Genomic DNA, 22,807 nt, shown 5'->3' with positions numbered 1-22,807 from the left:
CTATTTAACCGATCGGTAACTGCGTATGCCCACTCATCGTTCCGGTAGACACTTTCTACACATCCCTGGTCCAACCAACATTCCTGACAGAGTACTCGCTGCAGTCTCTAGGCCAACGATTGATCATCGAAGTGAGGAATTTGGTGAGCTAGGACTAGAAGTTTTATCTAATCTCCAACGCGTATTCAAAACAAATCAACCAGTATTTATGTTTCCCGCTTCTGGCACCGGGGCCTGGGAGGCGGGCCTAACCAATGTGCTGAATACTGGGGACTCCATCCTCATATACGAAACCGGATACTTTGCCGCTCAATGGAAACGCCTCGCGACTAAACTGGGGTTTGATGTAAAAGTCATTGAATCTGATTGGCGTAGTTCAGTTGACCCTTCTCGCATCTACGACTACCTTAAAAATGATATAAATCAGAGTATTAAGGGCGTTTGTGTCGTTCATAATGAAACGTCGACTGGGGTAACCTCCGACATAATGGCAGTAAGAAATGCCATCGACGACGCCAAACATCAAGCGCTTTTATTCGTTGACACTATTTCCTCCCTAGCATCTATCGACTATCAACATGATGCATGGCGCGTTGATGTGGCTATTGGTGGCTCACAGAAGGGATTGATGCTGCCCCCAGGACTGTCTTTTAATGCTGTTAGCACTCGCGCACTAACGCTTCATACTACGTCTCAATACAACCGTGGTTATTGGGACTGGGGTGACATGTTGCCTCATAACGAGAAGGGTTTTTTTCCTTATACACCAGCAACAAATTTAATTTTTGGACTACAAGAGTCTCTTAAAATCATATTGGATGAAGTAGGTCTCGACAATGTTTTCGGTAGGCACGCTCGTCATGCGGCGGCAACAAGAGAAGCCGTTACACACTGGGGACTTGAAACAATGTGTCGTGATCCAGCGGCTTTCAGTAATACACTTACCGCCGTGATGACACCAACCGGAATCAGCGCGAACCAACTTAGACAAAAAATCCTTGATAAATTTGATATGTCTCTCGGTGCTGGCCTCGGTAAATTTAATGATCAAGTCTTTCGAATTGGTCACTTAGGGGACCTTAACGATTTATCGTTAGCCGGCACTTTGTCTGGCGTTGAAATGGGGTTAGCGCTCTGTGCTATCCCTTTCAACACAGGGGGGGTTTCCAGAGCTCTCGATTATCTGATGCGCTCTAACTAGGCCAAATGAGCCGCACGAGTAAGACGGTCTCGAATTCCGTCCCAAGAGCTCATCTCTGGAACTGCCTCAACAATAATTAACTCAGCGCCAAAGCTATCCAACTCTCTTAATCGCAGATATAAGTTTTTAGCGTAATCGTTAGGTTCTTGCGACGCAATTATTGTCGTTATATTAGGGCCCGCCACAAAATATTTTTGAAAGGTTAGCAGGGCCAGTCTATGTGCTGCTGCTTTTTGTTCTACGTATTGCCTAATTTCCCCTGTCGCAAGAAGCCTTAATTTAGTTCTCGGTGCATAGTGCGACGGCAAAGCTCCAGGCACTCTGGGCAACTTAAATCCAGCACTCAAAACATTCTCCGAAGTCTGTTTCGAGACATTATCTCTATCAATCATCCCGGGTCGTAACATGACGGGTGACTCTCCGTCGAACCCAATAATGGTCGATTCTATGCCTACGGCACATGGCCCTCCGTCAAGAATCAGGCTAACCTCGGACCCAAAAACTCGAGCAACATCTTCGGCTCTAGTTGGGGATAGCCGACCAAATTTATTCGCTGAGGGACCAACAATCCCACCTCCAAATTCGTTTAACAACTCGATGGCGACAGGATGGCTTGGGAACCTAATTGCGACCGTATCCTGACCACCCGTAACAATACGGGGGACTTTATCGGAAGCATCCAAAACAAGGGTTAGTGGTCCAGGCCAAAAACGGGCGGCGAGTTCTCGAGCTGCGCTGGGGATATTTATAGCGAATTCATCCAAAAGGCTCTCAAAACCAATATGAATGATCAAGGGGTGGTCAAACGGTCGGGACTTCGCCTCATAAACACGTTTGACTGCTAAAGGGTTTAACGCGTCAGCACCTAAGCCATATACAGTCTCCGTTGGAAAGGCCACCAATTGACCGTCCTTTAGTAAACGCACTGCCTCCTTGATGCTCGTGGTGACCCTTTTACTCAAATTCCCCTCTTTAAAAGACTCATTGCGTCAGCAACATTACCGCTTCTTTGTATTTATCAGATGTTCTTTGAGTGATATCGTCTGGCAAACGAGGCGCCGGCGACTTTTTGTCCCAACCAATAGATTCAAGCCAATCGCGAACAAATTGCTTATCAAAAGATGGAGGGCTCGATCCCACAACGTATTGGTCCTGCGGCCAAAATCTCGAGGAGTCTGAAGTCAGCGCCTCATCAATAAGATAAAGCTCTCCGGTCGAATCAGTTCCAAATTCAAATTTCGTATCTGCAATAATGATTCCTCTCTCAAGAGCGTAAGTACCCGCCTCTTCGTAGAGCATACAAGACGCCTCGCGAATTCTATACGCGTAGTCTTGTCCTACTTTTTTTTCGACCAATTCAAACGAAATATTTTCGTCATGATCTCCAAGGTCAGCCTTCGTCGATGGCGTAAAAATAGTCTGTGGTAATTGCTGCGCCTCTTTAAGATTAGGAGGCAAGACAATGCCGCATATGCTCCCCGTTTTTCGATATTCCTTCCACCCCGATCCCGCCAAATAACCCCGAACAATTGCCTCTACTGGAAGAGGCGTCAGCCAGCGCACGACCATCGCGCGACCCTCAACTTGTTCAAACTCACCATCAGTTAAAAACTCTCGGGGCGACTGGTCTAACCAATGATTAGAAATAAGGTGCGATAGTTTTTTAAACCAAAACACAGATAAGTCAGTTAGCAAACGACCCTTACCAGGAATCGGATCGGGCAACACCACATCAAACGCCGAAAGTCGATCTGTTTGAACAACCAAAAGGCGCTCTTTATCAATTTTATAGATGTCTCGAACTTTACCTCGATAGAGAAATTCTAACGAATTAATTTGTGTCTCAAAAACCGTGTTTTTATTATTCACCATCACTCCTGCTGCAATATTTGCCTAATATCCTGAGCCAGTAACAACGCGTGATCAAGCTCCGAATCAACGATAGTTAAATGTCCCATTTTGCGACCTGGCCTGGGTTCGTCTTTACCATACAGATGAAGCTTAACGCGATAATCTTGCAAAACACGATGCCAATTAGGCTCACCGTTTTGCCACAAATCTCCTAGTAGATTAACCATTACGGCTGGAGAATATTGCCTAGGCCTCACTAAAGGCAATCCGCTCGTTACACGAACTTGTTGTTCAAACTGGGAAATACTACAAGCGTCCATCGTATAGTGTCCACTGTTATGTGGTCGCGGCGCAATTTCATTTATAACTAAGTCACCATCATGCAAAATAAAAAATTCTACACACAGAATCCCGTTATATTGAAGTGCTTCGGCTAGCGATATGGCTAACTGTTCTGCCATGGAAACAATCTGTTCGGCAGCTCGTGCAGGAGCAATCGTTACATCTAATATGCCATCGCGGTGCTGGTTTTCTGCAACGGGAAAAATGGCCGTATTGCCTGTTAGATCACGAGCAACAATGACCGACACCTCGGACTGGAGCGGTAAAAATTGTTCAAATACACAAGGCACGCCGCCGAGTTTTTCAAACCCACCTCGGAGCTCGGATAAATTGTTAACAAGCAACTGCCCTTTGCCATCATAACCGAAACGACTAACTTTCAGAATTCCTGGAAAGCTTAAGTTTTGAGGGAAATCGTTGAGGTCATCTTTACTGGTAATTACAGCATGCGGTGCCACTTGAAAACCATGATTATGGAGAAAGGTTTTCTCCCGAATACGATCCTGCGCAATCTCCACAGCTTTCGCATTAGGACTTACTGAAACCAATGTATCAAGAAACCGAAGGCTGTCAGCTGGGACATTTTCAAACTCCGTAGTCACAGCTAAAGAAATCTGGGCCAATTCACTTAGCGCATCTAAGTCATCATAATTCGCTTGTATGTGCTTTTCTGCAACCCGGCCTCCTGGGCTAGACTTATCTGGATCTAATACGGCCACTCGGTAACCCATAGTTTGAGCTGCCATTGTGAACATTCTGCCAAGCTGTCCTCCTCCGAGGATTCCTAACCAAGATCCTGGCTGAACCATTACTTTAAAGATTTCGCGGGCAACTTCATTGCCTTCACTTTTGCCCGCTGCCGCTTACGAAATAAATTAAGCTTGTCGCTCAAACCATCATCTTGCATGGCCAGCAAGGCAACCGCAAAAAGAGCCGCATTAGACGCGCCGGCTTCGCCCACCGCAAAAGTCGCTACCGGTATCCCTTTAGGCATTTGAACTATTGAAAGAAGGGAATCAAGACCATTCATAGCTCTAGATGTCACAGGAACCCCCAACACAGGCACTTTAGTTTTCGATGCCACCATCCCAGGTAGATGCGCAGAGCCACCAGCGCCAGCAATAATAATTTTAATCCCACGACTTTCTGCTTTTTCTGCGTATTGAAACATCTCATCTGGCGTCCTATGCGCCGATACCACACGCGTTTCATGACTCACGTCAAAAGCCTCTAGAATCTCAGACGCATGTTTCATAACGGTCCAATCGCTTGCACTACCCATAATTATTCCTACGATTGGCTTAATACTTTTACGAGGTTTGCTCATAAATTAACTTCTAGTTAATACTGCATGATCTAAAATCTTTTCGATCAAGAATTGTCATAAATAGTAGCAATATCATCCAATGATATCGGCTTTATTTTCCCCGCATTGCCGGCAGTGCCGAAAGCCTCAAATCGTGCCTTACAGATAGACTTTGCCGCTTCTTTCGCCGGCTTGAGATACTTCCTTGGATCAAACTCACCCTTATTCATATTAAACGCTCGCCTAATTGCTCCAGTCATCGCTAAACGAATATCTGTATCAATATTAATCTTACGAACACCATGTTTTATGCCCTCTTGAATCTCCTCTACGGGCACACCATAAGTTTCTTTCATCTCGCCCCCGTGATCTCGAATTATCTGTAGCCACTCCTGCGGAACACTCGACGAACCGTGCATCACGAGGTGCGTATTAGGAATCTTCGCATGTATCGCTCGAATACGGTCTATAGCCAAAATATCTCCCGTTGGCTTGCGTGTAAATTTATAAGCCCCGTGTGATGTGCCAATTGCGATAGCCAGCGCATCTACTCCTGTTTTCGCAACAAAATCTGCAGCCTGCTCTGGATCAGTTAACAACATTTCTCTCGTTAACGTTCCTTCGGCACCAGACCCATCCTCTTTGTCTGACTGCATTGTTTCAAGGGATCCTAAGCAACCCAGCTCTCCTTCGACCGAGACGCCCACGGCATGCGCCATATCAACAACATGTTTAGTAACCGCCACATTATATTCGTAAGAAGACGGTGTTTTAGCATCCTCCTCTAGTGAACCATCCATCATCACACTTGAAAATCCTGATCGAATAGAGCGTTGGCAGGCCGCCGGAGACGCGCCATGATCTTGGTGCATGACAATAGGAATATCTGGATACTGCTCAACAGCCGCTAAAATGAGATGTCGAAGAAATGGTTCCCCAGCATATTGCCTTGCGCCAGCAGAGGCTTGCATAATAACCGGGCTTGAGGTCTCATACGCCGCCTCCATGATCGCTTGAACTTGTTCAAGATTGTTTACATTAAACGCCGGTACTCCATAGTTATTCTCGGCCGCATGATCAAGCAGTTGTCTCATAGAAACTAAAGCCATATATAAAGTCCTCTATTTAAAAAATTAGCATTGGGCTTATGCACCCTGACATTTTTATTTTATCGCGATCGCTCTTTGTTCAAGAATGTCTAGCGCCGGCAACGCTTTCCCCTCCAGGAACTCTAAAAAGGCACCTCCAGCGGTCGATATATAGTCGATTTTACCAGTCACCCCAAATTTTGTGATCGCTGCTATCGTATCCCCCCCACCCGCGATAGAAAAGGCTGCTGACTGACTGACGGCGCTCGACAACGCCTTAGTGCCCTCTGAAAACTGATCGAATTCAAAAACCCCGACTGGCCCGTTCCAAACAATCGTCCCAGCTTCCTTAATTATATTTTCAATTTCAGCCATCGTCTCGGATCCAAAATCAAGGATCAAATCATTATCATTCAGATCATCCACATGCTTTCTGGTCGCAACAGCATCCTGATGAAATGTAGTCGCACAAACTACGTCTCTGGGTAACGGTATTTTCCCGCCCCTTGACTCAATCTGCTCTATTACGGCTCTTGCTTGTTCAACCAGATCTTTTTCTGCTAGTGAAGCGCCTATATTTTTGCCTTTTGCTAACAAAAAGGTGTTCGCAATTCCGCCGCCTGGAATTAGATGGTCGACTTTCTTCGCTAACTCCAGGAGTACGGTGAGTTTCGTCGATACTTTGGAGCCTCCAACAATCGCGACTAGCGGCCTCGCCGGTGACAAAAGCGCTTGACTGAGCGCTTTAACCTCCTTAACTATTAACGGCCCCGCGCAAGCTGTTTGAACATATCGTGCGATACCATGTGTGGACGCGTGTGCTCTGTGCGCTGCGCCAAAAGCATCGTTCACAAAAACATCCGTCAATTGCGCCATTTTTCGAGAAAGCTTCTCATCATTCTCGATTTCTCCCAAATTCATTCGACAGTTTTCTAATAAGACGACCTGTCCCAACTCAACATCTACGCCCGATGTCCAATCTTTGATGAGAGGTACGTTTGTGCCTAACAGGTCCGATAAACGTTTTGCAACTGGTAAGAGAGAAAACTCTTCCTGAAATGTCCCTGGTTTAGGACGGCCAAGATGAGATACCACCATAACCGCGGCACCAGCGGCCATCGCTCGTTGAATGGCGGGCAGAGAAGCTACAATTCTTGTGTCATCCGATATCTGATGATTTTCGTTAAAAGGAACATTTAAATCAGAACGAATAAGAACACGCTTACCCAAAAGATCAACTTCATCCAAGGTTCGGAACTTCATAGTTTCGTTTTCGGTTACTAAAAAACAAAGGGGCATGCTCAAACCGCGCCCCATCAACAAAGTTAAATATTTTTACGCGGCAGACATCAATGCTACGGTTGTATCAAGCATTCGATTAGAAAAGCCCCACTCATTATCGTACCAAGAGCACACTTTAACTAACGCGCCCTCGGAAACCTTCGTTAAGGTCGCATCAAACACAGATGACGCGGGGTTATGGTTAAAATCTATAGACACTAAAGGTCCATCGCTATATTCCAAAATTCCTTTAAATGTCCCTTTTGAGGCATCTTTAATTGCTTGATTGACCTCTTCTACCGATGTTACTCGTTTAGCGATGAACGACAAATCAACTACGGAAACATTAATCGTTGGTACGCGTATCGCGAAGCCATCTAACTTGCCATTAAGCTCAGGAAGTACTAAACCAACTGCCGCTGCAGCCCCCGTTTTTGTTGGGATCATTGACATGGTTGCTGAGCGCGCCCGACGCAGATCCTCGTGATACACATCCGTTAACACCTGATCATTCGTGTAGGAGTGAATAGTCGTCATCAGCCCGTTAACAACTCCTATTGCATCGTTAAGCACCTTCACAACCGGAGCAAGACAATTAGTAGTACAAGACGCATTCGATATCACCTCTGCTTTAGACGTGAGCACTTCATGATTGACGCCATAAACAATTGTTGCGTCAACATCTTTACCACCAGGCGCAGAGATAACCACTTTTTTAGCTCCCGCCTGAATATGCGCACTCGACTTTTCTTTTGAAGTAAAAAAACCCGTGCACTCTAAAACAACATCGACTTTTAGCTCGCCCCAGGGCAAAGCGCCGGGGTTACGTTCGGCAACAACTTTAATTTTATCTCCATTAACTACAAGATTATCTCCATCAATAGAGACTTCGCCAGGGAATCGACCGTGAGCCGTGTCATATTGAGTCAAATGCGCGTTAGTTGCTGCGTCGCCAAGATCATTAATCGCGACAATCTCAATATCATGCTTCTTGCCTCCCTCATAATGCGCTCTAAGAATATTTCTTCCAATGCGACCATAGCCATTAATCGCAACACGTATCGTCATCTATTAACTCCCTCCATCAATAATCATGTATAAACCGGTGCGCCAAACTCAGCATTAAGCTTGGCTACTAATGTTTAATCGATTTCACGGCACTCACAATTGCCTGAACGGTGACACCAAAATGCTCATATAAAGCCTCTGCTGGAGCTGATTCGCCAAATGTATCTATGCCTATAACTTCTCCCTCGGTTCCTACGTACTTGCGCCAAAAATCTGTAACCCCCGCCTCAACCGCTACTTTAGGCACGGCTTTAGGCAAGACATTATTGCGATATCCAATATCCTGCCTATCAAAAACATTAGTAGATGGTAGTGACACAACCCGGGTTGCAATTCCTTCATCCTGTAATATTTTTTGAGCGTCTATCGCTAGAGACACCTCAGACCCCGTAGCCAAAATTATTGCTTCGGGATGCTTCGCATCACTCAATACGTAAGCGCCCTTAGAAATATCTTCAATTTGTTCACTTGTTTTATGTTGATGCGGCACTGCTTGTCGCGTCGCAAGTAAACAACTTGGGCCGTCAACACGGCCCAACATACAGCCCCATGCCGCTAAAGTCTCAACAGCATCACACGGTCTCCATACATCTAAATTAGGTATTGTGCGCAAACTACTTGCGTGCTCGACAGGCTGGTGGGTTGGCCCATCTTCGCCTAGGCCGATCGAGTCATGCGTGAATACAAATAACGATCTGAGCTTCATTAGTGCCGCCACACGCAATGCATTACGACAATAATCAGAAAACACTAAGAATGTTGCGCCATAGGGAATAAAGCCGCCATGAAGCGCAAGTCCATTCATGATTGCGGCCATTCCAAATTCTCTAACCCCATAAAACAAATAATTGCCTGGGCGCTCTCGGCTCAGAGGCCTTGATCCTGACCACATCGTCAAATTAGAGGCCGCTAGATCGGCGGATCCGCCGATTAGTTCAGGCAAAAGCGGCCCCATAAATTCCAAAGCATTTTGTGATGCCTTACGTGTCGCCAATTTTTCTGCCTTGGCATTCCAAGCCTCGAGCTCTTCGTTTAATTTTTTAACCCATCCCCCGGACATCTGTCCGAAAAGACGTCTCTCGAGCTCTTTGCCAAGCTCTGGAAATTTGGTTTGATATTCGGCCTGCTCCTGGCGCCACGCATCCTCGTATGCCTGGCCCCTGAATCGGGCATCCCAAGCAGCATAGACCTCTTGCGGCATTTTAAACGGCGGATGAGGCCAACCTAAAGCCTGCCTTGTTGCCACCACCTCATCTTCTCCCAAGGGGGCCCCATGAGAAGCGCCTGTATTTTGTTTTTTTGGCGAGCCTTTTCCAATAATCGTCTTACAACAAAGCAAGGTTGGTTTATCACTACTGGACTTTGCTTTTATGATTGCAGCATCAATCTGATCTAGGTTATGGCCATCAACGTCTTTGACCACGTTCCAGCCATAAGCTTCAAACCGCTTAGGCGTATCGTCTGAAAACCAACTACTTATCTCACCTTTTTCTGAATCAATTGAAATACCGTTGTCATCATAAAAAACAATCAGCTTATTTAAACCAAGGGTGCCCGCCAAAGAACAAACCTCATGAGAGATGCCCTCCATTAAACAACCGTCCCCTAAAAAAACATAGGTGAAATGATCAATGATCTCATGCCCCGGACGATTGAAATCCGCCGCTAATACTTTTTCTGCTATCGCCATACCTACTGCATTGGCAACGCCTTGTCCAAGCGGCCCCGTCGTAGTTTCCACCCCTGGGGTCACGCCATATTCAGGATGCCCCGGAGTTCTTGAATGCAATTGTCTAAAGCTTTTGAGGTCTTCAATGCCTAGGTCATAACCCGATAAGTGAAGCAGTGAATACAACAACATAGAGCCATGCCCATTCGACACGACAAAACGATCTCGATTCGCCCATTTTGGATTAGTCGGGTTGTGTTTTAAATGTTTTTGCCAGAGAACTGCGGCAATATCTGCCATCCCCATTGGCATTCCGGGATGCCCTGAATTGGCTTTTTGTACCGCATCCATGGCAAGGGCGCGAATCGCGTCTGCGTACTCTATGTTTTTTGCCATCGTTTTAACAACTTTTACGTATCAATTAAGGGAACTCCAATCGGCACCAAAAGATCGCTCTGTGCCGTCAAGAACGGAGGCGTCATTTTATCTCAATGGCCACGCAACGTCTTGTAACGGGTATGAATTAAAAAGGTTGCCTCTAATTCAAGACATCATTTTTACGAGGTGTTTTGATTCCTAATTGCTTTAGCTTGCGATAAAGATGGGTTCTTTCGATCCCCGCCTGGCTGGCTACCCGAGACATGTTTCCCCCCTCCTTCGCGAGGTGGTACTCCAAATATTGCTTATCAAATTTCTCACGCGCTGACCGATAGTCTCTATCAAAGTCAAAAGAAGGGGCCTCTATTCTGGTCTCTCGAGAAGAATTTTCTAATACCCCGTTTACGTCATTGACACCGATTTCTTCTCCAACGGAAAACTGTGCGCTTGCCAGCACAACAGCGCACAGTTGGCTTAAGTTAGCCGGCCAGTCAACCAAGCGAAGCTTATTTAGCGCAGCAACAGAAAAAGATTTAGCAGGGTATTTCTGAAAAAGAACCGATTTAGAAATTTCAATAACATCATCAATACGATCTTTTAGCGGCGGCACATCCACTATCGTTTCACAAATCAACTCATAGAGTCTGATATCAAACTGCTCTTGCGCCACCAGCGAACTTAATCTAGCCGTCGAGGAGGAGATTACCCTTGTCCCAGCCTCCTGGAGGCTTCTCCACTTGGAAATCAAATCCGCTTGTTGGGGTTTTTCCAACGATCCGATCTCCCGAAAAAAAATGACACCCTCTCGGCTCGTCTCGACTAATTGCTCACCCTTTGCCGCATACTCTTGAGAACCCGAAATAACAACCCAAGGTCTATTCGTTTTTTGCAACAACCGCGCACATTGGTCCGCGCCCGAGCCAGGCGCCTCTGAAAACAACACTGGACCAGCCATTTTAGTAAGTGCCTCACACTTTCGCTTAAGATTCAAGGCCGTCTCAGTTTTCCCAAGCGTAACGTAAATGGGGTCGCGCGCACGGTCTCTAGATTGATCCCTGAGAGCCGCCGAAACCGTCGACAGAAGCTTTTGTAATGCAATAGGCTTTTCTAAAAATGAGTAAGCGCCTATCCGGGTCGCCTCTACAGCGGTATCAATTGTTCCATGTCCGGACATCATTACAATTGGCATTGTCATAAGACCTGATGACGCCCACTCCTTCAATAAGCTCACACCATCCACGTCCGGCATCCAAATATCTAATAAAACAAGCTCGGGTCTAGCTTTTATAAAAATATTTTTAGCCTCTGCCGCGTTTTCAGCGACATCTACTTGGTGACCCTCTTCTCTAAGAATCTCTGAAAGCAACTCACGGATTCCAATTTCATCGTCAACTACAAGAATTTTACTCATTGTTCGACCGTTTTTGTCAAAAGTTTAGATTTTAATGTAGTGTGTGATAACGGCAAGGTTATTTCAATCTGAGCCCCAACCACCCCGTTGCAAATCGCTACGGTCCCACCATGTTCTTCAATAATTTTTCTCACTATAGCCAAACCAAGGCCACTGCCCTTTGCCTTCGTTGTGTAATAAGGATCGAAGGCTCGACCAAGCACCTCATCAGAAAATCCTGGCCCATTATCCCGCACCCTTATATGAGTTAAGCCTGATGTGACGGCTGTCTCAACCAAAATCTTAGGCGCCATGTGCTGTGAGACAGCTTGCTCTGCATTTTGAATTAAATTGTGAAGCACCTGCCTTAGCTTTCCTGTATCTCCCCAGAGAAATATCTCCTCTGAAGCAAGCTTCGTTTCAATAGGCGTCGCAGTCGCTCGATACAATTCAATAACATCTATGACCAAACCATTTACATCAATCAACTCCGATTTGCGATCTGGATTTCTAGAATATTCATTAAACGCGTTTACCATTCCTTTTAGCGCGGCAACCTGATCAACTATCGTTTTAATTGATCGCTCCAACATCGCGGCATCGTTTTCGTCAAGCTTGGGCCCTAATCGGTGCAATAAACGCTCCGCTGACAACTGTATCGGAGTAAGTGGATTTTTTATCTCATGAGCGAGCCTTTCAGCAACCTCTCCCCAGAGAGCCAATCGTTGTGCCTGAAGTAAATGGGTCACATCATCAAAAACCACAACAAACCCTGAAAATTCGCCACCATCCAGTGTAGAGATTCGAACCAGAAGTACTTTTTTAGTCTCGCCAACTACAATTTCTACCTGGCGCTCTATTTGCGATTCATCCGAAACCGATAAACCCGCTGGAATAAGCGCCCTCATTGCCTCTAAGCCCGCAAGATTCAACACGCCGGAAAGCGCGACACTTTCCAATGTCTGACCAAGAATTTGCTCGGCACTGGGATTATATGCACGCAGGTTCAAACGATTATCGAACGTTAATACGCCAGCAGATAGCGTCTCCAAAATGCTGGTCAAGTAGGCGTTGGCCTGTGTAAGTGCTGTCTCATGCTTTTCCGCTACGTCTTTCGCCTCGGAAAGTTGGCCGGTCATCACGCTGAATGACTCTGTCAAAATTCCTAGCTCGTCCCCGCGGTTTATGGGGGCTCTCTGACTAAAATCTCCCTTTGCAACAGCTCGTGTTCCCGCGGCCAAAAAGCCCAAGGGTGCAGAAAGGCGATTACTGTACATAACCGCCAATAGCACAACACTAAGGAGTGCGAGCCCTAAAGATAAGGTTAGTGCTAACGTATATAGGCGCTGCAATCCATAGCGTGACAACGATAATTCCTGGTAGTCCCGATAAGCCTCTTCAACCATCGCGGCATCGCGTGCAAGCCTCTCGGGAACCAATTGAGTGACTTGCAAAATTTGCATTTCCTCTTCTAGATGATTGATGGGGACTACCACCCTTAAACGCAAACTAGCTTCCCCATCTTCTTCAATACCGGCATAACTTTGTTGGAGTTGCGCTTGGCGTAGCATTGTCTGAGTGGGCGCTAGGGGAATAAAGCTATCCGTCCAGGAATTGGAAGAAGCCACTATGGCTCCCGTGGTCGTTAACAGGGTCGCCTCGCTAATGGCCGCCTGATCTCTGAGCCTGTCTATTGAAGCTACTTGAGACGCAGTATTTTGATATGAAAGACTGACCGCCATCGAGTCTGCCTTTATTTGCAGCTCTCTTAACCCATTCTCTAGATTTGCCCGTCCAAGATTTAAGCCCCCCTCAAGCGCGCTGTCTACCCGAATATCAAACCAAGACTCAATGGAGGCTGCTAAAAACTTAACCGAAATGCCATACATAACCGCACCCGGGACAACTGCAACCATTACAAATACAAGTATCAACCTTACCGTCAGCTTAGAACCAAACACACCCGCTCGATAGCGCCTGATAGTCACTAAAACTTGTGCGCCTACCAAAATCATCAAGACAACGATAAGACAAACACCAACTCCGAGAAGAACCGGCAATTCATTGAACACATCACTGGTTGTCGTGATTGGTGTCGATAGCAAATACAGCAGATAAAAACCAAAGAAGAGCGACGCCGTAACAATCATACTCAGCGTCATTTTTTTCAGCTTTTTGATATCGCCTAATTTCATTTATCCATAATCCAACGATACCAAGGCGACGACACTTCCCACTTGTCAGATTCCAAAGCCTCTAGCTGCAGCGCACTGGGCAAGGCGCCAGCCTCTAATCGCAAGCGAACCTGAGCCTCATAATCTATCTTGGGCACTAGCTGTTCCACATTAAACACCACCAAATCGACAATGCTTCCAGCCGCATCCAGCGCTTGTTCTAATGTGTTAAAACTTGCGTCCCGCTCTCTCAACTTATCCCGTATGAGATATTGACGAGTAAGGACATTATATGAAAGCCGATACGGTAGGGACGCCTCCACCACTGTTTGGTCCCAAACATTCCACCTTTGTCGTATAACATTAAAGTCAAGGACAAACGGTAACGTGACTCCTTTATGAAGCGCGTTCTGAATAATAGGACTTAGATCAATATTAAAGGTCGCATTCAAAGAAAAGGTGGCGTCCTGTTGCTCTAACTTGACGGATTGGACAACGATGCCATTGGCGACGGCGTTCATCGCACACGAATAAATAATAACTGATCGCAGAACTACTGCGGTCCGATTATTTCTTTTCAAAAAGCGCGTGAAAAAATCCATCATGACTATCGTTTGGCAAAATCAAATGGCCATTATGCGCCGCATATTCGTCGTCGATCTTTGCGTCTGACTGCTCGTTCAAAAACCATCCAACTTGTTTTTCATTTTCCTCGGAAAAAATCGAGCATGTTGTGTACAACAATTTACCACCCTTAGCCAAAACCTTCCAGGCTGCGTTTAGTAAGGCACGTTGTTGCCGAACAAAACTATCTGTGTCTTTTTCTTTTCTGAGCCACTTGACGTCAGGGTGTCGACGCACTACCCCTGAGGCACTGCAGGGGGCGTCCAGCAAAATTCGATCATAAGGCTCCGCATCCCACCAGCTTTCTATGTTGGTCGCATCGGCTACTTGTGTTTTAGCTGTTAGGCCAAGTCTAGATAAGTTTTCCTCTACCCTCAACAATCTTATTGTATCTTTATCGAGCGCCGTTAGATGCACATCCTCTAACTCAAGTATATGGCACGCTTTTCCTCCAGGCGCCGAGCAGGCATCAAGCACTTTATGTCCCGCTTGCAAATCTAATCGAGGCGCCGTTGTCTGAGCCCCCGCATCCTGGACCGATACTAATCCATCAAAAAATCCAGGTATCTGATGTACTGAAACAGGCTCCTTTAGAATTACTGCCGCATTTGCAGTAATGTTTTCAGGCCGCCACCAACCCACTTGCTGCTGCTCTAACGTTTTTAAATATTGTTCTAGCGAAATAGCGCGCGTATTCACTCGAAGCGCCAGATTCGGATGTTGAAGACTGGTGGCAAATATCGCGGCAGCCTGATCAGGGTACTCACGACGCAGTTTGTCTATCCACCAAGCTTGATGCTGCAAGCTTGCTTCATCGTTTTTTGCTGCGGCAACGCTGATATCCTCATGCTGCCTGAGATAATTACGGAGAACCCCGTTAACCAAGCCCGACAGTTTTGTAAATCCTAATTGCTTCGCCGCAGAAACGGAAGCATTCACTACTGCATGGTCAGACGAGCGCGTAAACTCTATTAAATACATCCCAACAAGAAGCAAATTCACAAGACCATTTGGTCTCTTCGTAACCAGCTGATCGAGTGCAAACTCCAAATATCCTAAGTAACGCAGGGCACCGTAAACCGTATTTTTCACCGTGGCTTGGCCAGACCGCGAAGCTATTTTTCCCAATTCTTGAGGAAAAACCGTCTTAAGACTCTGGCCCAACTTGACCCTTGTCACGCACGCTTGGGCAACAAGTTGAATGTCAATCATAATTCGACACTATTTAAATTCATGGCCAACCTTTAACCCGAAAGCTCTACCATATTCAACTGATGATGATTTTTTTTTACCTGGCCTCTGAATAACCCGGACTTTTAGCGTTCCCCGCCCACAAGCAACAACAAACCCATCTCGCGCTAGCGCAATTACTGTACCCGGGCCACCTTGTAAGCCCGATTGATCCAAAACCATGGTTTCCCAAATTTTGATTCGACTTCCTCCCGAAAAAGTATGCGCTCCTGGGATCGGGTCCATAGCGCGCACCAATCGATTTATTTCTCCGCTGGAAGCAGCCCAATCAATCAAAGCATCATTGTTATTTATTTTGTACGCATACGTTGCGAGAGCGCCCGCCTGTTGAATCACGGGTGTGCGGCCATCCAAATTAGCCAATGTATGAATAAGAGCCTCGGCACCAAGAGCCGCCAATGTATCATGTAATGTCCCAGCCGTATCATTTGCCTCAATCGGGATACGACGCTCACAAAAAACGGAGCCGGTATCTAGACCCTCCTCCATTTGCATAATACAGACGCCTGTTTCTTCATCACCAGCCATTATTGCTCGCTGAATCGGCGAAGCGCCTCTCCATCGCGGCAGCAATGACGCGTGTACGTTGATACATCCAAATGGAAAAGCGGTAAGTACTGGCTTTGGCACAATCTGTCCAAATGCGACAATAATCATTACATCTGCATTCTCCCGTCGAATCCTATCTAGCACTTCGGGGGATTTTAAACTCGCGGGTTGATACGTGTCGATACCAAGGGCTATAGCGGTTTTTTTTACCTCGCTAGGCATCATTAACATACCTCGTCCCGCTCGCCGATCAGGCTGCGTTATGACTAATGGTATTTTATGACCAGTTTCTATAAGGGCTTTGAGGCTGACCGCAGAAAATACCGTGGTTCCTGCAAAAATGATGTTCATGACACCTCTTGGTAATCGATTGCTTTTTGCTGCTTTCTCAACTTTTTAATAATGCGCCCTTGCTTAAGCCGAGACAAATATTCCACAAAAACCTTTCCATCTAGGTGATCGATTTCATGTTGAATACACACTGCCAGCATCCCTTCCGCCTTTAAATCAAATTCTTTCCCCGTTTTGTCTAATGCTCGAACCTTAATCCGTTCAGACCGTTCCACCCAGTCAAAAACACCAGGAACGCTCAAACAACCTTCTTCAAAAATAATGGTGCCCTCTTTTGATCGGATTTCTGGATTTATCAAAACCAAGAGATCGTCCTTTGCTTCAGAGGTATCAATCACAATTACTCTCTCTGGCACATTAACTTGAGTCGCAGCGAGTCCGATGCCCGACGCAGCATACATGGTTTCAGTCATATCCTCGACGAGTTGACGGATCTTATCTTCAACCTCGACTACTGGTTTTGCTGAGCTGTGTAGCCTTTCGTCCGGATATTGCAATATGTTCAGAATACTCATTTATTCCGTGTATTTCGTGAAACGTTTAAACAATAAAAGGAACGAATCCCAAGTGGTATTTTAACAAGATCGTTGCTTTGATTAAATTCTAATTAAACTTAAAACCAAAAATTTTAATCCATCATAGTTAAAGCTGAATTTATTTTTCGTCTACATATTGACTCTAAGTTTACGATAAGACATCCTCTTAGAGATAGCTGAAAATATCGTTTAGATCCGATCAGCGGGAACTTTCTAAACGATCCAACAACCAAGGACTTATATGTTCGACATATTATTTTATCTCGTCGAGAGCTTTTTCCCGCATGGCACGCTTTCAGATAACGAAACGATCTCACGAAAACTTTCTGATGCAGGGTTCCAAGATGAAGACATATCCGAGGTTATAGGGTGGCTGCGCGGCTTTAGCTCTTGCGTGGACGCCAATGTCTATCGAGGAGACCTTCCAACAACCGATGGGTTTCGGGTTTTTTCTTCCGAGGAAATTAACGGGCTGTCGACAAATGCCCGGGGATTCTTAACATTTTTGGTCGATTCCCACCTAATCACAGCCGGTCAGCGAGAAATAATTATTGAGCGGGTCATTGCTCTATCGGGGTCTCAAGTAGGGGTTGATGAAATCAAACTGATCGTATTATTGGCCTTGTGGCACCAGCAAGAATCCATCGACGGAATGATGCTAGACCTATTGGCCGCTGGAGACGAGTCCAGCTTACAATAAATCTTATCGAGTTGGCGTAAACCGTTAACTCTTGTATGATCCCGCCAAAACCTTATCGGTAAATCATGGCTCAAAATCTTCTAATAGTCGAATCTCCGTCGAAAGCAAACACGCTCAAGAAATATCTGGGTGCAACATTCGACATACTCGCATCTTATGGACACGTAAGGGACCTTCGAGCCAAAGAGGGGGCTGTTGATACGGAAAACGGCTTCACGCTTGTGTACGAGTTGGTGCCCCAAAACAAAAAACACGTCGAAGCGATCAGTAAGGCCGTAAAGCAGGCCAACATTATTTATCTAGCAACCGACCCGGATAGAGAGGGTGAAGCCATAGCTTGGCATCTTGCGGAAATTCTCCACAGCAAGAAACTATTAAAAGGCAAAGCCCTTAAGCGCGTGGTGTTCTATGAGATAACGGAGTCTGCAGTCCAGGACGCTATAAACAAGCCGCGAGATATTTTAATGCCGCTAGTCAATGCGCAACAAGCCCGACGAGCGCTAGACCACCTTGTGGGATTTAATTTATCGCCAATTTTATGGCGAAAAATCGCTAGGAATTTATCGGCTGGCAGGGTACAAAGCCCAGCTCTTCGGCTAATTGTTGAGCGAGAACAAGAGATAGAACAATTCGATAATGAAGAGTATTGGTCCATCCACCTCAAAACTGCAAAAGGCAAACAACCCTTTGAAGCAAAGCTGGCAAGCTTCAAAGATGAGAAGGTTGAACAGTTTTCGTTCCGAACAGAAAAAGAGCAACTAGCAACAATTGAAGAAATAAGAAATGCTTCAAATGGCATATTAACGATTTCTAAAATTACTCGTAAGCCTCGATCTCGATCACCTGCTTCGCCTTTTACGACATCAACACTACAACAGGAAGCCGTACGGAAGCTTGGCCTCACGGCCAAATCTACCATGAGTGCCGCACAACAGCTATACGAAGGTATCAATATAGGCGGCTCCATTGAGGGCCTGATAACCTATATGCGTACAGACTCAATGGCACTATCGAACGACGCAATCAGTGACATCAGAAAATACGTCTCTACCAATTTTTCAGCTGATTACCTTCCAGCGAAGCCTATTGTCTATAAGACTAAATCAAAAAATGCTCAAGAAGCACATGAAGCAATACGCCCGACATCAATCAGTCGAACACCCGATTCCTTAAAACCATTTCTTCGGGCCGATCAAGCTGCCCTTTATGAAATGATTTGGAAAAGAACTGTCGCCTCGCAAATGGCTGCGGCTAAATTTGACACTACAAGCATTGACCTAGAAACAAAACCAAAGGGAACGCTATTCCGGGCAAATGGCCAAATATTAGTTTTTCCAGGATTTATGTCGGTTTATCTTGAGAGCGCCGACGACACTGCAGTTGAAAACGAAACTAAGCTTCCAGAACTTTCCGAAAAAGATCAGCTATCAATAGAAGATATTTTTGGCGAACAACACTTCACCCAGCCGCCGCCTCGTTATTCTGAAGCCAGCCTAGTTAAAACTTTGGAAGAATATGGCATTGGCCGGCCATCTACCTATGCGAATATTATCTCGACCCTAGTGGACAGAGGTTATGCCCTTTTAGATAAAAAAAGATTTAATCCAACAGATGTTGGGCGTATTGTTAATAATTTTTTAACGACTCATTTTGATACTTATTTAGATTATGGCTTTACTGCTGACCTCGAAGCCGAACTAGACGAAATATCTAACGGAAAACTGGATTGGGTCAAAGTTATAGGCAAATTTTGGAAATCTTTTGCTGCCCAAATAGAGGAGAAATCGGGAGCAAATCGAGGCATCCCATTACCTAGTGCTGAAAATCCGATTCGTGCCTGGAAAGAGTTTTCTAGACAAATTACAACAGCCGAATGGATGGAACAAAAAAACCCGGAGAGCTGCCCCAAATGTTTTAGCTCAGTACTTCTTCAGAACAGTTCGCGAGGACTATTTGTGGGTTGTAGCGGTTATCCAAAGTGCGACTTCACTGAACCCTTCGGAGCGGGGCCGATTCAAAAAGAGCCGCTTTTGCTAGGACAAGACCCAGAGTCTTCAAAGTCCATTTTCTTGCTAAGCGGCCCGTACGGACCATATGTACAAATTGGCGAAACCCCGCCGCAAGGCTCAAAAGAAAAAAAACCGAAACGCAGCGCTTGGCCTAAAGATGCCCCCTTTCCCTTTGAGGCGAGCGAGGAAGCCTTTGCTACAGCAATCAAAGCACTAAGTTTGCCACGAAATATTGGTCTTCACCCCGAAACGCAAAAAGCTGTGGAAGCAAATATCGGTCGCTTCGGGCCCTATCTGAAACATGATGGCGGCTTTAAATCAATACCTAAAACAGATAGTGTTTACGATATTGAATTAGATCGTGCAGTCGAATTACTCGCTCAAAAAGAACCATCCAGTGGTCGCGCGTTAGGTAATCATCCTGCTGACAAAAAACCGATCTCGGTTAAAAATGGCCGTTATGGGCCATACGTCAAATATGGTTCTGTGAATGCGACTATTCCAAAGGACCTTGACCCAGATATCATCACCCTTGACGAGGCGGTTGTATTAATCAACCAAAAACTGGAAAAACCCCCACAAAAAGCAACGAAAAAAGCTACCGCTAAGAAACCGGCTGCTAAAAAATCTACCTAAACGTCTAGATTTCTGGCACGAAGGGCATTTGTTTCAATAAATGCCCTTCTGGGCTCAACCATATCTCCCATTAACGTGGTGAAAATAGCATCTGCTGCAATAGCATCCCCAACTCTCGTTTTTAATAAAATTCGAGCTTTCGGATCCATTGTGGTTTCCCATAGCTGATCTGGATTCATTTCCCCCAAACCCTTATAGCGCTGTACGCCAATACTTCGTTTGGCATCATCAAGCAACCAATCTAGAACTTCTTTAAAACTATTTACTGTATGCTCACGCTCTTTTCTTCGAACAACTGTGCCTTCTGTAAACAGGTCTGAGGTTAGTTTCGCGGTGGTAAGTAATTGCCGATATTCTCCACTTGAAACAAATGATTCGTCTAGACATGTTTCGTATTCATTGCCATGAGTGAGGCGAATAATTTTAATAGCATAAGTTGCATTTCCATCTGTATCGAGCTCACCATCTAGTAACTCTGCGCGTTGGCCTTGAAGTGAATCCGATATTTTGTTTATGGTTTCCGTCGCGTCATTGACGCTCCCCAGATGAATTTCCAAGCCATTAAGTACTGCATTTAATATTGTTCTATCGTATCTGTGACTCAATCGATCAACGATCGCCTCTGCTGCGATATAAGATCGCGCAATTTCCTCTATCGCCTCTATAGAAATAGTTTTACCATCTTTGCCGCTGACTTCAGCATCTTTGAGCGCGACAGATAAAGTATAATCTTTAAGTTCTTGGTCATCTTTTAAGTACCGCTCATCTCTCCCTGTTTTTACTTTATATAGCGGGGGCTGCGCAATGTAGATGTGACCACCCTCAACTAATTCAGGCATCTGACGATAGAAAAAAGTCAGTAATAGCGTTCTGATATGTGATCCGTCAACATCAGCATCAGTCATAATAATGATCCGGTGATATCGAAGTTTGCTCGGATCATAATCGTCTTTTCCGATGCCCGTACCCAGCGCTGTAATTAGCGAAGTTATCTCTGTGGAAGATATTAGTTTTTCGAATCTTGCTTTTTCTACATTTAATATTTTTCCTTTTAGCGGCAATATGGCCTGGAATTTACGATCTCTGCCTTGCTTCGCTGATCCACCGGCAGAATCCCCCTCGACCAAATAAATTTCTGAAAGCGCTGGGTCTTTTTCCTGACAATCTGCCAACTTACCGGGCAAGCCTAACCCGTCTAAAACCCCTTTTCTTCGAGTCATTTCTCGTGCTTTGCGAGCCGCCTCACGAGCTCGAGCCGAATCAATAATTTTTCCCACTACTGTTTTAGCATCTACTGGGTTTTCTAATAACCAATCTGTTAGGCCTTGTGAAATTGCTTTCTCTACGACAGGCCTACATTCTGGTGACACCAACTTATCTTTTGTCTGCGATGAAAATTTTGGGTCAGGTACTTTAACGGAGAGTACGCAGGTTATGCCCTCCCTCATATCTTCTCCTGTTGTCTCTACTTTGGCTTTTTTAGCAAATTCATTAGCTTCGATATATTGATTTAGCGTCCTCGTCATCGAGGTCCGCAAAGCGGCCAAATGTGTGCCTCCATCCTTTTGTGGAATGTTGTTGGTGAAACACAACACTTGTTCTTGGTAAGAGTCATTCCACTGAATTGACGCTTCAGCAGTGATACCATCAGCCTCAAAACTAGTATAGAAAATATTTTTATGTAAAACGGTTTTATTTTTATTAATGTATTCGACAAAACCACTTACGCCACCCTCATAACTGAACAGTTCGTTTCTTCCCGTTTTTTCATCAGTTAATTTTATTTTTACGCCATTATTTAAAAACGAGAGTTCTCGCAATCGTTTGGCCAAAATTTCATAATGAAATTCAATGCGCCCAAATACTTCTGGGCTCGCTAGAAAATAAATTTTTGTTCCTGTTTTGTGGCTAATGCCAATTTGTTTCAAAGGACTATCTGGGGCCCCATCCGAGAAAGACATTTCATGTTCCAACCCATCTCTACATATCGTCAGCTTTAACTTAGAAGATAATGCGTTTACTACTGAGACACCCACACCATGGAGGCCGCCTGAAATCTTATAAGAATTACTATCAAACTTTCCACCAGCATGAAGCACGGTCATTACAATTTCGGGTGTAGAGCGGCCCCCTTCATCGTCTGGATGAACGTCCGTAGGTATCCCACGGCCATTGTCGATTACCGAAACGCCGCCGTCGGCATGAATTGTGATGTTGATTTCATCACAATGCCCCTCTAACGCCTCATCTATAGAATTGTCTACTACCTCAAACACCATGTGATGCAGTCCCGTGCCATCACTCGTGTCCCCAATGTACATTCCTGGTCGTTTTCTAACTGCGTCCAGCCCCTTAAGAACCTTAATACTTCCCGCGGAATATTCTTCTTGTTCTGCCATTCTT

The 22,807-nt window shown here is 45.4% G+C and carries 18 protein-coding genes; 3 read left to right on the top strand and 15 right to left on the bottom strand.

The window, feature by feature from the left end; genetic code table 11:
- The first annotated feature begins 25 nt into the window (after nucleotides 1–25).
- Nucleotides 26–1,201, top strand: a complete 1,176-nt coding sequence (locus tag O3A65_03670; GenBank protein MDA1331567.1) for an aminotransferase class V-fold PLP-dependent enzyme — start codon at nucleotides 26–28, stop codon at nucleotides 1,199–1,201.
- Here the strand turns inward: O3A65_03670 and O3A65_03665 are convergent.
- The 14 genes from O3A65_03665 to def form a co-directional block, all read right to left on the bottom strand.
- A complete protein-coding gene (locus O3A65_03665) occupies nucleotides 1,198–2,163 on the bottom strand; it encodes an L-threonylcarbamoyladenylate synthase (protein MDA1331566.1) in 966 nt (321 codons plus the stop codon). The two genes, O3A65_03670 and O3A65_03665, sit on opposite strands and share 4 nt — an antisense overlap.
- A 19-nt stretch (nucleotides 2,164–2,182) precedes the next feature.
- Entirely contained in the window at nucleotides 2,183–3,073 is an 891-nt protein-coding gene (locus tag O3A65_03660; GenBank protein MDA1331565.1) for a phosphoribosylaminoimidazolesuccinocarboxamide synthase, read from the bottom strand.
- The gene (locus O3A65_03655) at nucleotides 3,073–4,203 is read right to left on the bottom strand and encodes a 5-(carboxyamino)imidazole ribonucleotide synthase (protein MDA1331564.1); all 1,131 of its coding nucleotides are present in this window, start codon (nucleotides 4,201–4,203) and stop codon (nucleotides 3,073–3,075) included. Before O3A65_03655 ends, O3A65_03660 begins: the two co-directional genes overlap by 1 nt.
- Entirely contained in the window at nucleotides 4,203–4,721 is a 519-nt protein-coding gene (gene purE, locus O3A65_03650; protein MDA1331563.1) for a 5-(carboxyamino)imidazole ribonucleotide mutase, read from the bottom strand. Before purE ends, O3A65_03655 begins: the two co-directional genes overlap by 1 nt.
- A gap of 44 nt (nucleotides 4,722–4,765) precedes the next feature.
- Nucleotides 4,766–5,809: a fructose-bisphosphate aldolase class II gene (gene fba / locus O3A65_03645; GenBank protein MDA1331562.1), complete on the bottom strand. Its 1,044-nt coding sequence runs from the start codon at nucleotides 5,807–5,809 to the stop codon at nucleotides 4,766–4,768.
- Between the two features lie 54 nt (nucleotides 5,810–5,863).
- On the bottom strand, nucleotides 5,864–7,051 hold the full coding sequence (locus tag O3A65_03640; GenBank protein ID MDA1331561.1) for a phosphoglycerate kinase: 1,188 nt from the start codon (nucleotides 7,049–7,051) through the stop codon (nucleotides 5,864–5,866).
- 72 nt (nucleotides 7,052–7,123) lie between these two features.
- The gene (gene gap / locus O3A65_03635; GenBank protein ID MDA1331560.1) at nucleotides 7,124–8,137 is read right to left on the bottom strand and encodes a type I glyceraldehyde-3-phosphate dehydrogenase; all 1,014 of its coding nucleotides are present in this window, start codon (nucleotides 8,135–8,137) and stop codon (nucleotides 7,124–7,126) included.
- Between the two features lie 67 nt (nucleotides 8,138–8,204).
- Nucleotides 8,205–10,202, bottom strand: coding sequence for a transketolase (tkt, locus tag O3A65_03630; protein ID MDA1331559.1), 1,998 nt, complete (start codon nucleotides 10,200–10,202; stop codon nucleotides 8,205–8,207).
- Nucleotides 10,203–10,344: 142 nt separating this feature from the next.
- Nucleotides 10,345–11,595: a response regulator gene (locus tag O3A65_03625; GenBank protein MDA1331558.1), complete on the bottom strand. Its 1,251-nt coding sequence runs from the start codon at nucleotides 11,593–11,595 to the stop codon at nucleotides 10,345–10,347.
- Nucleotides 11,592–13,769, bottom strand: coding sequence for an ATP-binding protein (locus tag O3A65_03620; protein ID MDA1331557.1), 2,178 nt, complete (start codon nucleotides 13,767–13,769; stop codon nucleotides 11,592–11,594). Before O3A65_03620 ends, O3A65_03625 begins: the two co-directional genes overlap by 4 nt.
- Nucleotides 13,766–14,353: a DUF4390 domain-containing protein gene (locus tag O3A65_03615; GenBank protein MDA1331556.1), complete on the bottom strand. Its 588-nt coding sequence runs from the start codon at nucleotides 14,351–14,353 to the stop codon at nucleotides 13,766–13,768. Before O3A65_03615 ends, O3A65_03620 begins: the two co-directional genes overlap by 4 nt.
- Entirely contained in the window at nucleotides 14,316–15,584 is a 1,269-nt protein-coding gene (rsmB, locus tag O3A65_03610; GenBank protein MDA1331555.1) for a 16S rRNA (cytosine(967)-C(5))-methyltransferase RsmB, read from the bottom strand. The genes O3A65_03615 and rsmB overlap by 38 nt, the downstream gene beginning before the upstream one ends.
- A gap of 9 nt (nucleotides 15,585–15,593) precedes the next feature.
- Nucleotides 15,594–16,523 carry a methionyl-tRNA formyltransferase gene (gene fmt, locus O3A65_03605; GenBank protein ID MDA1331554.1) on the bottom strand — a complete coding sequence of 310 codons (930 nt, stop codon included), beginning with the start codon at nucleotides 16,521–16,523 and terminating at the stop codon, nucleotides 15,594–15,596.
- Nucleotides 16,520–17,038, bottom strand: coding sequence for a peptide deformylase (def, locus tag O3A65_03600; protein ID MDA1331553.1), 519 nt, complete (start codon nucleotides 17,036–17,038; stop codon nucleotides 16,520–16,522). Before def ends, fmt begins: the two co-directional genes overlap by 4 nt.
- Nucleotides 17,039–17,300: 262 nt before the next feature.
- Between def and O3A65_03595 the strand changes: the two genes are divergently transcribed.
- Nucleotides 17,301–17,759, top strand: a complete 459-nt coding sequence (locus O3A65_03595) for a DUF494 domain-containing protein (GenBank protein ID MDA1331552.1) — start codon at nucleotides 17,301–17,303, stop codon at nucleotides 17,757–17,759.
- 65 nt (nucleotides 17,760–17,824) lie between these two features.
- Nucleotides 17,825–20,404, top strand: coding sequence for a type I DNA topoisomerase (gene topA / locus O3A65_03590; GenBank protein ID MDA1331551.1), 2,580 nt, complete (start codon nucleotides 17,825–17,827; stop codon nucleotides 20,402–20,404).
- On the opposite strand, the gene gyrB is transcribed toward topA, so the two are convergent.
- Nucleotides 20,401–22,803 (bottom strand): DNA topoisomerase (ATP-hydrolyzing) subunit B, encoded by a 2,403-nt coding sequence (gyrB, locus tag O3A65_03585; GenBank protein MDA1331550.1) that lies wholly within the window; start codon nucleotides 22,801–22,803, stop codon nucleotides 20,401–20,403. The two genes, topA and gyrB, sit on opposite strands and share 4 nt — an antisense overlap.
- Between the last annotated feature and the right edge of the window lie 4 nt (nucleotides 22,804–22,807).

The organism is Pseudomonadota bacterium, from assembly GCA_027624715.1.
In the GTDB taxonomy this organism is placed as follows: domain Bacteria; phylum Pseudomonadota; class Gammaproteobacteria; order Burkholderiales; family Eutrophovitaceae; genus Eutrophovita.
The sequence above is the reverse complement of the archived record's forward strand: the minus strand, read 5'-3'. Positions and strand labels throughout refer to the sequence as shown.

Excerpts from the sequence above, each read along its gene's own strand:
- fba (MDA1331562.1), bottom strand. The coding sequence starts at position 5,809 with ATGGCTTTAGTTTCTATGAGACAACTGCTTGATCATGCGGCCGAGAAT.
- fmt (MDA1331554.1), bottom strand. The coding sequence starts at position 16,523 with ATGAACATCATTTTTGCAGGAACCACGGTATTTTCTGCGGTCAGCCTC.
- rsmB (MDA1331555.1), bottom strand. The coding sequence starts at position 15,584 with ATGATTGACATTCAACTTGTTGCCCAAGCGTGCGTGACAAGGGTCAAG.
- O3A65_03595 (MDA1331552.1), top strand. The coding sequence starts at position 17,301 with ATGTTCGACATATTATTTTATCTCGTCGAGAGCTTTTTCCCGCATGGC.
- gyrB (MDA1331550.1), bottom strand. The coding sequence starts at position 22,803 with ATGGCAGAACAAGAAGAATATTCCGCGGGAAGTATTAAGGTTCTTAAG.
- tkt (MDA1331559.1), bottom strand. The coding sequence starts at position 10,202 with ATGGCAAAAAACATAGAGTACGCAGACGCGATTCGCGCCCTTGCCATG.
- topA (MDA1331551.1), top strand. The coding sequence starts at position 17,825 with ATGGCTCAAAATCTTCTAATAGTCGAATCTCCGTCGAAAGCAAACACG.
- O3A65_03660 (MDA1331565.1), bottom strand. The coding sequence starts at position 3,073 with ATGGTGAATAATAAAAACACGGTTTTTGAGACACAAATTAATTCGTTA.
- O3A65_03615 (MDA1331556.1), bottom strand. The coding sequence starts at position 14,353 with ATGATGGATTTTTTCACGCGCTTTTTGAAAAGAAATAATCGGACCGCA.
- O3A65_03625 (MDA1331558.1), bottom strand. The coding sequence starts at position 11,595 with ATGAGTAAAATTCTTGTAGTTGACGATGAAATTGGAATCCGTGAGTTG.
- O3A65_03670 (MDA1331567.1), top strand. The coding sequence starts at position 26 with ATGCCCACTCATCGTTCCGGTAGACACTTTCTACACATCCCTGGTCCA.
- O3A65_03640 (MDA1331561.1), bottom strand. The coding sequence starts at position 7,051 with ATGAAGTTCCGAACCTTGGATGAAGTTGATCTTTTGGGTAAGCGTGTT.
- O3A65_03655 (MDA1331564.1), bottom strand. The coding sequence starts at position 4,203 with ATGGTTCAGCCAGGATCTTGGTTAGGAATCCTCGGAGGAGGACAGCTT.
- def (MDA1331553.1), bottom strand. The coding sequence starts at position 17,038 with ATGAGTATTCTGAACATATTGCAATATCCGGACGAAAGGCTACACAGC.
- O3A65_03620 (MDA1331557.1), bottom strand. The coding sequence starts at position 13,769 with ATGAAATTAGGCGATATCAAAAAGCTGAAAAAAATGACGCTGAGTATG.
- gap (MDA1331560.1), bottom strand. The coding sequence starts at position 8,137 with ATGACGATACGTGTTGCGATTAATGGCTATGGTCGCATTGGAAGAAAT.
- purE (MDA1331563.1), bottom strand. The coding sequence starts at position 4,721 with ATGAGCAAACCTCGTAAAAGTATTAAGCCAATCGTAGGAATAATTATG.